At 72.3% G+C, this 13,097-nt stretch carries 13 protein-coding genes; 10 read left to right on the top strand and 3 right to left on the bottom strand.

Going from position 1 to position 13,097, the window contains the following annotated elements:
* Positions 1-55: 55 nt before the first annotated feature.
* Both AMK26_RS34590 and AMK26_RS37150 read right to left on the bottom strand, forming a co-directional pair.
* A complete protein-coding gene (locus AMK26_RS34590; protein ID WP_143608704.1) occupies positions 56-1,591 on the bottom strand; it encodes a DUF6801 domain-containing protein in 1,536 nt (511 codons plus the stop codon).
* A 113-nt stretch (positions 1,592-1,704) separates the two neighbouring features.
* A complete protein-coding gene (locus AMK26_RS37150) occupies positions 1,705-2,298 on the bottom strand; it encodes a hypothetical protein (RefSeq protein WP_073760108.1) in 594 nt (197 codons plus the stop codon).
* A gap of 590 nt (positions 2,299-2,888) precedes the next feature.
* On the opposite strand from AMK26_RS37150, the gene AMK26_RS34580 reads away from it, so the two are divergent.
* The 4 genes from AMK26_RS34580 to AMK26_RS34570 all read left to right on the top strand — a co-directional run bounded on the left by AMK26_RS34580 (position 2,889) and on the right by AMK26_RS34570 (position 6,945).
* On the top strand, positions 2,889-4,127 hold the full coding sequence (locus AMK26_RS34580; RefSeq protein WP_073760107.1) for a helix-turn-helix domain-containing protein: 1,239 nt from the start codon (positions 2,889-2,891) through the stop codon (positions 4,125-4,127).
* Between the two features lie 147 nt (positions 4,128-4,274).
* Positions 4,275-4,538, top strand: a complete 264-nt coding sequence (locus AMK26_RS34575) for a hypothetical protein (RefSeq protein ID WP_073760106.1) — start codon at positions 4,275-4,277, stop codon at positions 4,536-4,538.
* A 67-nt stretch (positions 4,539-4,605) separates the two neighbouring features.
* Positions 4,606-4,740, top strand: a complete 135-nt coding sequence (locus tag AMK26_RS38485; RefSeq protein ID WP_274536144.1) for a hypothetical protein — start codon at positions 4,606-4,608, stop codon at positions 4,738-4,740.
* 159 nt (positions 4,741-4,899) lie between these two features.
* A complete protein-coding gene (locus AMK26_RS34570; protein WP_073760104.1) occupies positions 4,900-6,945 on the top strand; it encodes an MDR family MFS transporter in 2,046 nt (681 codons plus the stop codon).
* Here the strand turns inward: AMK26_RS34570 and AMK26_RS34565 are convergent.
* The gene (locus AMK26_RS34565; RefSeq protein ID WP_073760102.1) at positions 6,929-7,414 is read right to left on the bottom strand and encodes a YchJ family protein; all 486 of its coding nucleotides are present in this window, start codon (positions 7,412-7,414) and stop codon (positions 6,929-6,931) included. The genes AMK26_RS34570 and AMK26_RS34565 overlap by 17 nt on opposite strands.
* A 129-nt stretch (positions 7,415-7,543) precedes the next feature.
* On the opposite strand from AMK26_RS34565, the gene tgmA reads away from it, so the two are divergent.
* From tgmA to AMK26_RS34535, 6 genes are all read left to right on the top strand, one after another.
* Positions 7,544-7,738 carry a putative ATP-grasp-modified RiPP gene (gene tgmA, locus AMK26_RS34560; RefSeq protein WP_073760100.1) on the top strand — a complete coding sequence of 65 codons (195 nt, stop codon included), beginning with the start codon at positions 7,544-7,546 and terminating at the stop codon, positions 7,736-7,738.
* A gap of 23 nt (positions 7,739-7,761) precedes the next feature.
* Positions 7,762-8,706, top strand: coding sequence for an ATP-grasp ribosomal peptide maturase (gene tgmB / locus AMK26_RS34555; RefSeq protein ID WP_073760098.1), 945 nt, complete (start codon positions 7,762-7,764; stop codon positions 8,704-8,706).
* A gap of 47 nt (positions 8,707-8,753) precedes the next feature.
* Positions 8,754-9,260 (top strand): EF-hand domain-containing protein, encoded by a 507-nt coding sequence (locus AMK26_RS36530; RefSeq protein WP_073760096.1) that lies wholly within the window; start codon positions 8,754-8,756, stop codon positions 9,258-9,260.
* Between the two features lie 135 nt (positions 9,261-9,395).
* Positions 9,396-11,177: a hydroxysqualene dehydroxylase gene (locus tag AMK26_RS34545; RefSeq protein WP_073760094.1), complete on the top strand. Its 1,782-nt coding sequence runs from the start codon at positions 9,396-9,398 to the stop codon at positions 11,175-11,177.
* A 74-nt stretch (positions 11,178-11,251) separates the two neighbouring features.
* Positions 11,252-11,707: a hypothetical protein gene (locus tag AMK26_RS34540; RefSeq protein ID WP_073760092.1), complete on the top strand. Its 456-nt coding sequence runs from the start codon at positions 11,252-11,254 to the stop codon at positions 11,705-11,707.
* Between the two features lie 24 nt (positions 11,708-11,731).
* The gene (locus AMK26_RS34535) at positions 11,732-13,054 is read left to right on the top strand and encodes a 6-phospho-beta-glucosidase (RefSeq protein ID WP_073760090.1); all 1,323 of its coding nucleotides are present in this window, start codon (positions 11,732-11,734) and stop codon (positions 13,052-13,054) included.
* The last annotated feature ends 43 nt before the right edge of the window (positions 13,055-13,097 follow it).

Here is a 13,097-nt window from a genome sequence, read left to right as displayed (position 1 = left end):
ATCCGGCCTGGTTTTCTTGTCGTTCCGTGCGCACCGGTGTCGCCGCCCGTCCGGTTCACCGCTGGGGCTTCGGCCGGGGCGGGTCGGGGCAGTACTCGGGCTGGCCCGGGGAGCACAGCACGCCCTGGGTCATCTTCATGTGGTTGCCGCCGCCGGACAGGGACGCGGTGAACAGCCGGTCCAGGTCCTCGGTGGTGCCACAGCCGCTGAACTCCGGGATGGTGGCGGTGCCGGTGAGCAGGCCGCCGGTGACCACCGTGTACCCGTGGGGCCTGCCCTCGGCGTCGTAGGAGCCGCGGCCCGTCAGGGACAGCTCCATCGGCCGGGCGGTGCGGCACGCCGGGCCGACGTCGAGCGGCGTGCCGTTCACCTTCACGTCGTACAAGCGGATCCACAGCTTCGCGGTCGCCTTCGTCACCTCGGAGAACTGGCCGTCGGGTGAGAAGTAGCTTCCGGTGGCGATCTCCATCGGCTCCTCCAGGGTGAATTCCGCGGTGGCCGTCGTCGGCATGAACCCGAAGGTGAGGAATGTCGACCGGGCGGGCGGCAATTGCGGTTTCCCTCGGTGGTCGAACGTGGCGTCGCTGTACATGGTGAACATGAGGCCGTCGTCGCGGGGACACTGGTAGAGCTGGGTGGCCTTGGCCATCCTCACCTTCATCAGGCCGGGGTCCTTGATGAACATGGCGGATCCCAGTTTCAGGACATTGGCGTAACCGGCGATGTAGCCGTGGCTGGGTACGGGTTCCTGCGGTATGGGCGGGTTCTCCACGCACTCGTCGGCCGGACCGGCGCGGCGGCCGGGGTCCTGCCGGCCCGCTCCGTCCGGCGGAGCCTTCGGCGGGCCTCCCGGCGGGCCTCCGGGGCGTCCGGCGCCGTCCGGTCCGGTGGGCGGAGTGGCGGGCGCCTCCACGGCCGGTGGCCGCTCGCCTGCACCCGGCCCAGGCCCAGGCCCAGGCCCGGAAACCACGGTGACCTGGGCGATGGTCATGTCCTGGTCCGGCTCGGGCACGCAGGTGACGGAGAGCCCCGGCGGCGTGGTGGGGGTGCTGTCGGCCTTGCGGAGGAGGAGGTCCAGGGTCACGGGCCCGGCCGAGAAGGTCAGTTCACCCCCGGAGGAAGCGGTCACCGTCGGTACAGCGCCGGTGCCTTCGACCGTGTACGGCCCGGTGGCGGGCAGGGCGGTGTCCGGGGCGGCCAGCCGCGTCCAGGGCAGCTCGGCGGTGTCGTCGCCCTGCGCCACCCGCCCGTTCAGGCGTACGGCTCCGCTCGTGGTCGCCGCTCCCAGCTCGGCCAGCTCGGCCACGGCCTCCGCGGGCAGGCGTACCGCGACCCGCACGTCCGCGGGCCGCACCGGCCGGCCGGCCGCGACCCGCCGCGGGAAGGTGGCCGAGACCCGTACCTCCGCGCGGTGTTCCCCGCCCGGCAGTGCGCACCGGTGGCCGAACTCCGCCCCGGCGGCCCGCGCGCCCTCGACCACCGCCTCGTCCACCGCCACACCCGTACCCGGGACGAGCCCCGCCACCAGGACCACGGCCCCCACCGACGCGGTGCGTGCCCACGTCCGCCGGCGCCCGCGTTCACCGCTCACGCTGCTGACCATCGGTCAACCCGCCTCTCGCCGTGGGCGTGCCCGACGTGGCCGTGCGGCCGGTGCTCGCGCTCGCCGACCGCACGACCCGTACGGGTCCGCCCGTGGAACGCCTACGGGCTGGTGACGGTGATGACCGGCGTCACCTTGTACTTGGCGCCGAACTTCGCCTTGTCACCGGTCTTGATCAGGTTGGCGCACTGGCCTGTCGCGCTGGTGACGGTGAGCGCGGGGGTCGTGTCGGGCACGATCTCCAGGACACCGGTGGCGTTGGTGTAGCTGCCGGTGTTCGCCGCCCCTTCGATCGTCGCGTTGCAGGTGCCCAGCAGGCTGGTGCCGGTGAGGGACACCTTGACGCCGGTGAGCGTGCCCTTGGTGACGCCGGCGCTGTACGTGACGCCGTTGAGCTTCATGGCCTGGACGGACGACGAGACCCACTTCGACCCCAGCGGGCCGTTGCACTTGGTCGCGGACGTGCCGAACGTGGCGCTGCTGATGGTGGCCAGTCCGGTGCCACTGGCGTACACCCCGTCCACGGCCGTGCCGGTCGCGGCGTAGACGGAACAGGTGATGGTGGCGCCGGTGGTCACATTGGTGAGGACGGCGTTGACGCCGGAGACGTTCGTGGCGCTGAAGGCGTCATTGGCGGCGGGGTTGGCGACGGTCCATTGGGCCTGGGGGGCGGCCGAGGCGTTCGTCGCGGTCATTCCTGCGGCGGCCAGTAATGCGGCGGCGGAAATGGCGGAGATTCTGCTTCTGGTAATGCGTCGCACGGGCTGTTCCCTCCTGCGGGGATCGGGCGTACCTGATGACCGCTCCCCACCGGCGCGTATGCGGCTCGTACGCGTCGGCGGAAAAGCGGTAGCGGCTCACTTCACGGAACGCGGGGCCAATTTTCGACGGCCACCAGGTCGAGCACCTTGCGCGTTTGACGCTACGAGTGAGTAACCGGCCGCGCAATACTCGCCCGTAAGTTTTCCCCGGCACTCTTACCGATGGGTATTTTCTTGTCGCCGGGGCAACAGATCGCCGGGGATTCTTGTCCGGAAGTGAGCACTCCCGCCCCCGCGCCTCCGCGTCGGCCACCCCTGGGCGACGGCGACGGTCGCGCTTCGGCCAGATCCGAGCCCCGCCCCTTCGGCCATGGTCCGAACTGATGCGCGCCCAGCGGCTCCTGGTCTATGTTCAGCACCCACGAAGTGCTCAACCCCGTCCGCCGTGGGAGCGCTTCCCCCCACGCGCCCCCGCACCACCACCTCCCCCACCGGTTCGCCCGGAGAAGGAGGGGCCACCCGCCATGCCCCGGTCCACCACCCAGCCGTCGGACGCGGGCGAGCCACTGGGGCCGCTCCCCCAGGAGTTCGCCGCCATCATCCGGCCCGAACTGCCCAGCCTGATCCAGGAGATAGGCATCGAGGTCACCCGTGCCTACCCCGAGTACGCCCGCCTCCTGAAGGGCCCCTACGGCCAGGCGATCCGCCTCGGCCTCGAAGAGCACATCTCCGCCTTCGTCGACCAGGTCGCCTCGCCCGCCGCGCCCACCACCCTGCGCGACGAGATGTGCCGGAGGTTCGGCCGGTTCGAGGCGTACGAGGGGCGCAGCCTGGAGAACCTGCAAGGGGCCTACCGCCTGGGCGCCCGGGTGGCGCTGCGGCGCGCCAAGAAGGTCGGCCGGCGCTACAACCTCTCCCCCAGCCTGATGCTCAGCTTCGCCGACGCGCTGTTCGCGTACATCGACGAGCTGGAGGCGCTGTCCCGCGAGGGCTACCTGCAGGTACGGGCGGAGTCCGCCGAACAGTCCGAGGGGTTACGCAGGCGGCTGCTCCACCTGGTCCTCGCCGGGCCGCCCGTGCCGCGCACCGCCATCGCGGAGCTGGCCGAGCAGACCGGCTGGCCACTGCCCGACCGGGTCACGCCGGTCGCCCTCCGCTCCCCCGCCCGGCTCTCCCGGTCCGGAACCGACAACGATGTCCTGGCCGACGCCCTCGTCGACCTGAACGACCCTCAGCCGCACCTGCTCCTCCCCGGCCCGTTCGACGACGCACGAAGACGGGTGCTGGAAGCGGCGCTCCCCACGACCCGCGCCGCCGTCGGCCTCACCGTCCCCACCGCTTCCGCCGCCGACTCGCTGCGCTGGGCCCGGCGCGTGCTGGAGCTGATCGACGCGGGCGTCATCGAGGACGCCCCGCTCTCCTTCTGCGCCGACCATCTGATCACCCTCTGGCTGCTGGCCGACCCCGCCCTCGTCGACCAGCTCGCCGAACGCGAACTCGCCCCGCTCGCCGGGCTCACCCCGACCCGCCGCGACCGGCTGGTCGAGACCTTGCGCACCTGGCTGGACACCCGTGGCACGGCCGCGCAGATGGGCGCCCTGCTCGGCGTCCACCCCCAGACCGTGCGCTACCGGATGCGCAACCTGGACGCCCGCTTCGGCGGCCAGCTCACCGACCCGCGGTCCAGGTTCGCGACCGAGGCGGTGCTGCGGGCGCTGCACCTGCGTACCGCGAGGACGGGCGGCCGGCGGACCGGTGGCTGAGCCGTCCCGTCGACGGCCTCCCGGGGCAAACGGTTGCAGCACAGATACAAACCTTTGGGGAAAACGCGAACTTGATGCTGTACCCATGGAGGGAGAACGGCAAACTGACGGCTGCCACAAGCAGGCTCAAGCAGTGAAGGACTCCACGTGACCGCGTCGCCCCTCGTCCCCGTCCCGATCCCCGACCGGGTCGCCGCCCTCATCGGGGCGTGCATGCCGATCGGCATCCTTCAGGCGGAGGTCGACGCCGAGTGCGCGGCGCGCGAGGTGTACCGGTTCCGCGCACCGCTGTGCGCGGAGGACCAGGCGGACCGCGAGCACGCGCTGGCGGCGCTGGCCAGGGCGAACAAGGTGCTCGGCGCGTACAACCCGGGCCTGCTGCTGCGGCCGGGCCGGGCGGCCTGGTGCTGACCGCCGGGCCCGGGCGGCGGCCCTTCCGCAGGGGCCGCGCGCTCGTAGCGCCGTGGAGCCGCCCGAGATGTACGAGCGGTCCTGGCGCGCGTTCCAGGCGGGCTCAAGGATGCACGCGCGGCTGGACGGCGGGGGCGTCGCCCGGGAGCTGATCGCCGCCGTGCCGGTCTGGGCGCGCGAACAGGGCTGTACGCGCGTGTAGTGGAACACCCACGAGTCGAACGCGACGGCGCGGCGACCGTACGACAAGGTGGCCGCGAACCGCGGCGCCATCCGCTACCAGATCGGACTCTGACGCGCCGGTCACCGGTCCGGACCGTGCCCGCATGCGGGTGCGGTCCGCCGGTGTGAGGCTGCGAGCGTGACGACGACCACGCAAGCGGTGCCGGCGGCTCCGCCGGTGCTCGACGCCCGGCAGCGCACCATCGTCTTCGTGACGATCATGCTGGGTGTCCTGCTGGCCGCGCTGGACCAGACGATCGTCGGGACGGCACTGCCGACGATCGTGGCGGATCTGGGCGGCGCCGCGCACATGTCGTGGGTCGTCACGGCGTACCTGCTGGCGGAGACGGTCGCCACCGTGCTGGTCGGCAAGTTCGGTGACCTCTTCGGCCGCAAGGTCGTCTTCCAGATCTCGGCGGTCGTCTTCGTCACCGGATCGTTCCTGTGCGGGCTGGCGGCCAACATGCCGCTGCTGATCCTGTGGCGGGGCGTGCAGGGCATCGGCGCGGGCGGGCTCATGGTGACGGCCATGGCGCTGATCGCGGACGTCATCCCGTTGCGTGAGCGCGGCAAGTACCAGGGGGCGATCGGAGCGGTCTTCGGTGTGTCGACGGTGATCGGCCCGCTGCTGGGCGGGCTGTTCACCGACCACGCGTCCTGGCGCTGGGCGTTCTACGTCAACGTCCCCATCGCCGTCCTCGTGGTCCTCGCCGCGGCCCGCACCATCCCGGCCGTCAGGTCGACGGCCCGCCCCGTCATCGACTACCCGGGCATCGCGCTGGTCGCGGTCGGCGCGAGCGCGCTGATCCTGGCGACGAGCTGGGGCGGCAACGAGTACGCGTGGGGCTCGCCGGTCATCATCGGGCTGTTCGCGGGCGGGCTCGTCGCGCTGGCGCTGTTCTGCGTGGCCGAGACGCGTGCGGCCGAGCCGATGCTGCCGATGCGATTGTTCGGCAATCCGGTGTTCACGGTGTGCTCGGTGCTCAGTTTCGTCGTGGGCTTCGCCATGCTCGGCGCGATGATCTTCCTGCCGTCGTACCTCCAGTACGTCGACGGCGACTCGGCGACCGTCTCCGGCGTCCGTACGCTGCCCATGGTCATCGGCCTGCTGATCGCGTCGGTCTTCAGCGGCAACGTCGTCAGCAAGACCGGCCGGTACCGGATCTTCCCCGTCGTCGGGTCGCTGGTGATGGGTGTCGGGCTCTACCTGCTGTCCCTGATGGGACGGGAGACGGGCACCTGGCTGGAGTCCCTGTACATGTTCGTCCTCGGCATCGGGATCGGCCTGTGCATGCAGGTGCTGACCATCGCCGTGCAGAACACGGTGGAGTACGCCGACCTCGGCACGGCCACCTCGGGCGTGACCTTCTTCCGCACCCTCGGCATGTCCTTCGGTACGGCGGTCTTCGGGACGATCTACGCCAACGCGCTGCGGCCCAACCTGGAGCAGGGCGTGCGCGAGGCGGCCGCGGTCGCCGGGGCGCCCGACCCGGCGGTGCTGGCGCGGGCGGCGCAGAGCCCGGCCGGGGTGCACGGGCTGCCGGCGGACCAGGCCGTGCCGGTCGTCGAGGCGTACGCGGACACCCTGCACACCGTGTTCCTGTGGACGGTGCCGGTGGCGGCCGTCGGGTTCGTGGTGGCGCTGTTCCTCAAGCAGGTGAGGCTGCGCGACACGGCGAGGGCGACGGCGCCCGACATGGGCGAGGGCTTCTCGTCGCCGGTCGCGACCGCGGACTCGGCGAAGCTGCTGGAGCTGTCGGTGGGCAGGCTGCTGCGCCGGATGGACGTCACCACGGTACGGAAGGTGATCGAGGCGTCCGACACCCGCCTGGACGTGGCGGGCGCGTGGGCGGTGATGCAGGTGGAGCTGCTGACCCGCCTGGTGGGGCACGCGAGCCTGGGCCTGATCGCGGCGCGCCGGCGGGTGCCGCCGGAGGTGCTGGTGCCGGTGTTCGACCGGATGGTGGAGGAGGGGTACCTGACGCGGGACGGGCACCTGTTCTCGCACACCGAGGCGGGGGCGCGGGAGGCGCGGGTGATCAGCGAGGCGTGGGGGGAGTGGCTGGCCGGGCAGATCGAGCGGGAGAGCGGCCGCCCCAGCGGCCCGGAGCTGCGGGCGGCGGTGGACGCGATCGCGAAGCGGCTGCTGGCGGAGGACCTGGCGGCGGCTACTCCTGGTCGGTGAAGGTCCCGTCCACGTACACCCAGGCGCCGTCGGTCTTCTCGAACCGGCTGCGCTCGCGCAGCGCGCCCGGCTCGCCCTGGTGGGTGTAGCGGGCGACGAAGGTGACCGTGCCGGTGGTGTGGAACAGGGTGCCGTCGGTGGTGTCGAGGATCTCCAGGCCGGTCCAGCGCATGGCGGGGTCGAAGTCGACGCTCCGGGGACGTGTGGCCGGCGCCCAGGTGCGCAGCAGGTACGGCTCGTCGCGGACGACGAAGGCGCTGTAGCGGGAGCGCATCAGCGCCTCGGCGGTCGGGGCGAGCGCCTCACCGGTGTGAAACCGGCCACAACAGGCCGCGTAGGCGGCGGGCAGCCCGCACGGGCAGGGGGTGTCGCCGCGCACCTCGGGCGCGGGCTGCGGACGAGCGCCGGAGCGGGCGTTGTGGGAGGTCGGACGGGGGGTGGCGCGGCGGGCGGAGGTGCGTCGGGACATACGTCCATTCTGCCGGTCGGCGGCGGACGGGCCATCCGGTGTCCGGAATGCAGCGGAGAGTAGTGAGATCCCTACACATTGGCCGCGTACCGTCACATGTACCGAAGTTGAATGAGTGATGGAGGGATCATGCAGCCGTTCGCGTGCAGCTACGCGCGTCCGCAGAAGGCTTCGGAGGACGTCACCGCTCTCTACACCTACGACCCGGCGCTCCAGCTGAACGTCCTGCCCGACGGGCGTCCGGCGATCAGCGACCGCGCGGTGCTCCTGGCCGCCGGCACGACCACGTCCACCGCCGGCTCCCAGACGCACTTCGACGACTGAGCGACCGGCGGGCGGCGCGACTGATGACCGTACTGATCCTGACGAGCCCTCAGGACGTCACGGCCGACCTGGTGGTGGCCGAGCTGCACGAGCGGGGCGTGCCGCTCGTGCGGCTGGATCCGGCCGATGTGCCCGGTGGGGCCGACCTGTCGGCCGAGTACGTCCACGGGGACTTCCACTGCTACCTGTCGGCGCGGGGGCGCATGGTCGGCTCCCGGGCCCTGCGCTCCATATGGGTGCGAAGACCCGGCGAGCCCGCGGCGCACGCCCCCGGCACCTCGGAGTGGCTGAGCGCCGAGACCGGGCAGGCGCTGTACGGAATGCTGTACTCCACCACGGCGCGCTGGATGAACCACCCCCGGCAGGCGGCACAGGCCCGGTACAAGCCCTGGCAGTTGCGCGTCGCGCACCACAGCGGCTTCGCCGTGCCGCCCACCCTCATCACCACCTTCCCGCGCGTGGCGGAGGAGTTCGCGGCGCGGTACGGGAGGGTCGTGGTCAAGTCCCTGTCGGGGCCGCCGCGCACCGACCCGCCGGTGGCGCTGCCCACCACGCTGCTGGAGCCCGGCACGGACTTCGCCGGGGTCGCCGCCGGGCCCACGCTGCTCCAGGGTTACGTGCCCAAGCGCGCCGACGTCCGGCTGACGTACGTCGGCGGGCGGTTGTTCGCCGCCCGCAAGGTCAGTGCGGACGGGCAGGTCGACGGGCGCTACGGCGACACCGGGCACCGCTGGGAGCCGGCCGGGGTGCCCGACCGGATCGCCCGGTCGGTCCATGAGTTCACGGACCTGGCCGGCCTCGCGTACGCCGCGTTCGACTTCGCCGAGGACGCCGAAGGCCTGTGGTGGTTCCTGGAGTGCAACCAGGGCGGGCAGTTCGGGTTCGTGGAGCTGGAGACCGGCCAGCCGATCGCCGGGGCGGTCGCCTCCTGGCTGGCCGGTCCCGATCACTCGTCAGGGCGAACCTGACCGACGGCTCGCCGGTCGGCGGCCCCGCGGCTGGCAGGCTCCCTCATATGACCGACATCACCGACAAGGCCAGGCTTTCCGCCGTCCAGGAGTTCCAGCGCATGGACGCGGACGGCGACGGATCCGTCGACCGGGACGACTTCATGCGGGCCCCGCGCAGGCTGCTGACCGAGCTGGGCGTCCCGGAGGACGCGGACAAGGGCCGCGCCCTGCTGGAAGCCAACGACGAACAGTTCGACTTCCTGCTCTCGATCGCGGACGACGACGGGGACGGGGTCCTGTCCGCCGAGGAGTACGTGGCGGCCCGCACCTCCCCCGCCTTCCGCTCCCCGGAACGTCAGGGCAAGGGTGATGTGTCCAGGACGCTGTTCGAGGTGCTCGACGCCGACGACGACGGCACGATCGACCGGGACGAGTTCCTGCGGGCGGCCGGCTTCCTGGGCATGACCGGCGACGACGCCGGGGAGTTCTTCGCGCGACTCGACAAGGACGGGAACGGGCGGCTCGACGCCAAGGAGTTCCTCAAAGCCGTGAAGCGCTTCTACACCAGCTGACCGAGGGACTGCCCTTCGGGGCGCATTCCGGCCAATGTGCGGCAGGGGACGCACGGTTGGTTCCGGGCCGTGCGGGGCAGCCCTATGCTCCTGCGACCGACGTGACCGTTACCGCGGGTAAGGAATGGGTGGGGCATGCACCGTACGGGTACGACGCGACGCACCTTCATGGCGGGCGCCACCGCCGTCACCGGAGCGGTCGGGGTGGGCGCCCTGCCCCTGGCGCAGACCGCCGCGGCCGCCCAGGCGGCCCCGGCGGCCCGCCCCACCGTCGCGGTGCTCGGCGGCGGGGTCGCCGGGCTCACGGCCGCGCACGAGCTCGCCGAGCGCGGGTTCGGCGTCACCGTCTACGAACGGCGCGCGCTCGGCGGCAAGGCCCGCAGCATGGACGTACCCGGCAGCGCGAAGGGCGGGCGCAGGGCCCTGCCCGGCGAGCACGGGTTCCGGTTCATCCCGGGCATCTACCACAACCTTCCCGACACGATGCGGCGCATCCCCTTCCCCGGCAACGCCCACGGGGTCTTCGACAACCTGGTGGCGCCCCGCGAGATGATGTTCGCCCGCACGGGCCGCGAGGACCTGCGGATGCCCATCCCCTGGCCCGGCCACACGCCCGCCCCGCTCACGCTCGACGAGATCCGCCGTGCCCTGACCGCGCTCGTCGAGACGGCCACCGGCCTGCCCCTCCACGAGGCCTTGTACTTCGTCAACCGCGCGCTCGTCTTCCTGACCAGCTGCGACGAGCGGCGCGACGAGGTGTGGGAGCGCACGCCCTGGTGGGAGTTCACCCGGGCGGCGCAGATGTCGGAGACGTACCAGCGGATACTGGCCATCGGCGTCACCCGCAACATCGTGGCCACCAAGGCCGAGGAGGCCAGCACCCGCACGGTCGGCACGCTCGGCGAGGCGTTCGTCTTCAACGCGCTCGGCCGCGGCGCGGACGGCCCGCCGGACCGGATCCTCAACGCGCCCACCAACGAGGCCTGGCTCGACCCGTGGGAGGCCCACCTGCGCTCCCTGGGCGTCGAGTTCCGGATCGGCTGGACCCTGCGCGAGGTGCTGTACGGCGACGGGAAGGTCACCGGCGCGCTGGTCGAGGACCCCGGCGGCGTACGCACCACCGTCACCGCCGACCACTACGTCTGCGCGCTGCCGGTCGAGCACGCCCGCCGCACCTGGGGCGCGGCGCTGCGCGCGGCGGACCCGCAGCTCGCGCGGTGCGACAAGCTGCGGACGGACTGGATGACGGGCATCCAGTTCTATCTGACCGAACGCCCGCCCATGGTCCACGGCCACGTCAACTGCATCGACTCGCCCTGGTCGCTGACGGCCATCGCCCAGGCCGAGCACTGGCCGCACCGGGACTTCCCCGCCGACTACGGCGACGGGGTGGCCGTGGACTGCCTCTCCGTGGACGTCTCCGAGTGGGACAAGCCGGGGATCCTGTACGGGAAGACCGCCAAGCAGTGCACGCGCGAGCAGGTGGCCCGCGAGGTGTGGGCCCAGCTGAAGGCGGCCCTCAACGACACCGGCCGTACGGTGCTCAAGGACAGCGCCCTGCACTCGTGGTTCCTGGACCCGGGCGTGGACGGCCTCGGCACGCCGAACCCCACCAACGAGGACGAGTTGCTGATCCACCCGGTCGGCACCTTCCACCTCCGTCCCTCGGCCGCCACGGCGGTGCCCAACTTCTTCCTGGCGGGCGACTACGTGTCGGTCGACATCGACCTGGCGACCATGGAGGGCGCCAACGCCGCCGCCCGCCAGGCCGTCAACGCCCTGCTGGACCGCACGGGTTCGACGGCCCCGCGCTGCATGGTCAAGCCCCTGTTCCGCGCCCCGGAGCTGGAGGCCGCGAAGCGGCACGACCGCACCCGCTACCGGCTGGGGCTGCGCAACGCGCTCGATCTGGGGTGACGGGCCCGGTGCGGCCACGCCGGGCACGTGGACGACAATCGGGCCAACGACACCGCACCGACGGAGGAACAGACGTGCCCACGTGGGGTCTCTTGGTGGAGCAGAACACCGGTCACGGCAGTCAACGGCGCATGTGGTCAGCCGGAGTCATGGGCCACGTCGACGGCAGCCGTGAAGAGGCCATGGCGGCTCTGCGACGGCGCGCCGAAACGTATCAGCCGGTGCATCCGAGCCGGCCTCGGCGCCGCCGGCTCTACCGGTGCGACGACGGATTCCTCCTCGTCCTGGAGGGCGCATGGCAGGACTTCCACAGTCGTTTCTCCCTCATCGAGCTGCTGAGCGACAGCAGCGCCGCCGCCCTCGCACCCGCCTCGGGATCCGAGAAACCCCGTGACGCCACGCCCGAGCCGGAGCCGGAGCCGGAGCCTCATCCGGAACCCGCGCCAGAACCCGCGCCAGAACCGGAGCGCCCCTGGGACGCCGACGTTCCGGAGGTCCCCTCGTGGCTCGGCCGTCGGGACCTGTCCTGAGCCTGCCCGAGTACCGTTACGCGCATGAAGCTGACGATTCTGGGCGGCGGCGGGTTCCGGGTGCCGCTGGTGTACCGGGCGCTGCTGGGCGACCACGCGGAAGGGCGGGTCACGCACGTCACCCTGCACGACGTGGACGCGGGCCGGCTCGGGGCGATCGGCGGGGTGCTGGCCGAGCAGGCCGAGGGCGTACCGGACGCGCCCGAGGTGACGGCGACCACCGATCTCGACGAGGCGCTGCGGGGCGCGGACTTCGTGTTCTCGGCGATCCGCGTCGGGGGCCTGGCGGGACGCGCGGCGGACGAGCGGGTGGCGCTGGCCGAGGGGGTGCTGGGGCAGGAGACGGTGGGCGCGGGCGGCATCGCGTACGGGCTGCGGACGGTGCCGGTCGCGACCGCCATCGCCCGCCGGGTCGCGGAGGTCGCCCCTGACGCCTGGGTCATCAACTTCACCAACCCGGCCGGGCTCGTCACGGAGGCCATGTCGCGGGTCCTGGGTGACCGGGTGATCGGCATCTGCGACTCGCCCGTGGGGCTGGGGCGGCGGGTGGCGCGGCTGCTGGGCGCGGATCCGGACGAGGCGTGGTTCGACTACGTGGGCCTGAACCACCTCGGCTGGCTGCGCGGGGTGCGGGTGGCCGGGCGGGACGAGCTGCCGAGGCTGCTGGCGGACGAGGAGGCGCTGGGCTCGTTCGAGGAGGGCAAGCTGTTCGGCGCACAGTGGCTGCGGTCGCTGGGCGCGATCCCCAACGAGTACCTGCACTACTACTACTTCAACCGCGAGGCGGTACGGGCCTATCGGGAGGCCGGGCGGACGCGGGGCGCGTATCTGCGGGACCAGCAGACCGCGTTCTACGGCTCGCCCTCGCTGGACAGCTGGTACGCCACGCTCGCCGAGCGCGAGGCCACCTACATGGCGGCCAACCGGGAGGCGGCCGGTGTCGGGAACCGCGCCGAGGAGGACCTGGAGTCGGGCGGCTACGAGAAGGTCGCCCTGGCGCTGATGCGGGCCATCGCCCGCGACGAGCGCACCACGCTGATCCTGAACGTCCGCAACCGCACCACCCTGTCGGTGCTGGACGCGGACGCGGTGGTCGAGGTGCCGTGCTTCGTCGACGCGAACGGCGCCCATCCGGTGTCGGTGGCGCCGCTCCCGTACCACGCGGTGGGTCTGGTGACGGCGGTCAAGGCGGTGGAGCGCGAGGTGCTGGCGGCGGGCGAGAGCGGGTCGCGGGAGGCGGCCGTGAAGGCGTTCGCGCTGCACCCGCTGGTCGACTCGGTGACGGTGGCGCGGCGGCTCCTCGACGCGTATGTGCGCGAGCACCCGGGTCTGGGCTATCTGGCGTAACGGTGGCGGTGGTGGCCAACACGCGTGTCTTTACGGCGCGTTG

The sequence above is a fragment of the Streptomyces sp. CB03234 genome, from assembly GCF_001905885.1.
Lineage (GTDB): Bacteria > Actinomycetota > Actinomycetes > Streptomycetales > Streptomycetaceae > Streptomyces.
Note: the sequence above shows the minus strand (reverse complement) of the source record. Positions and strands in the feature narration are given on the sequence as shown.

Coding starts and splice junctions, on each gene's coding strand:
- AMK26_RS37150 (WP_073760108.1), bottom strand. CDS start 2,298: ATGACCGCGACGAACGCCTCGGCCGCCCCCCAGGCCCAATGGACCGTC.
- AMK26_RS34580 (WP_073760107.1), top strand. CDS start 2,889: ATGCCCCGGTCCACCACCCAGCCGTCGGACGCGGGCGAGCCACTGGGG.
- AMK26_RS38485 (WP_274536144.1), top strand. CDS start 4,606: ATGTACGAGCGGTCCTGGCGCGCGTTCCAGGCGGGCTCAAGGATGCAC.
- AMK26_RS34565 (WP_073760102.1), bottom strand. CDS start 7,414: ATGTCCCGACGCACCTCCGCCCGCCGCGCCACCCCCCGTCCGACCTCC.
- tgmA (WP_073760100.1), top strand. CDS start 7,544: ATGCAGCCGTTCGCGTGCAGCTACGCGCGTCCGCAGAAGGCTTCGGAG.
- tgmB (WP_073760098.1), top strand. CDS start 7,762: ATGACCGTACTGATCCTGACGAGCCCTCAGGACGTCACGGCCGACCTG.
- AMK26_RS36530 (WP_073760096.1), top strand. CDS start 8,754: ATGACCGACATCACCGACAAGGCCAGGCTTTCCGCCGTCCAGGAGTTC.
- AMK26_RS34545 (WP_073760094.1), top strand. CDS start 9,396: ATGCACCGTACGGGTACGACGCGACGCACCTTCATGGCGGGCGCCACC.
- AMK26_RS34535 (WP_073760090.1), top strand. CDS start 11,732: ATGAAGCTGACGATTCTGGGCGGCGGCGGGTTCCGGGTGCCGCTGGTG.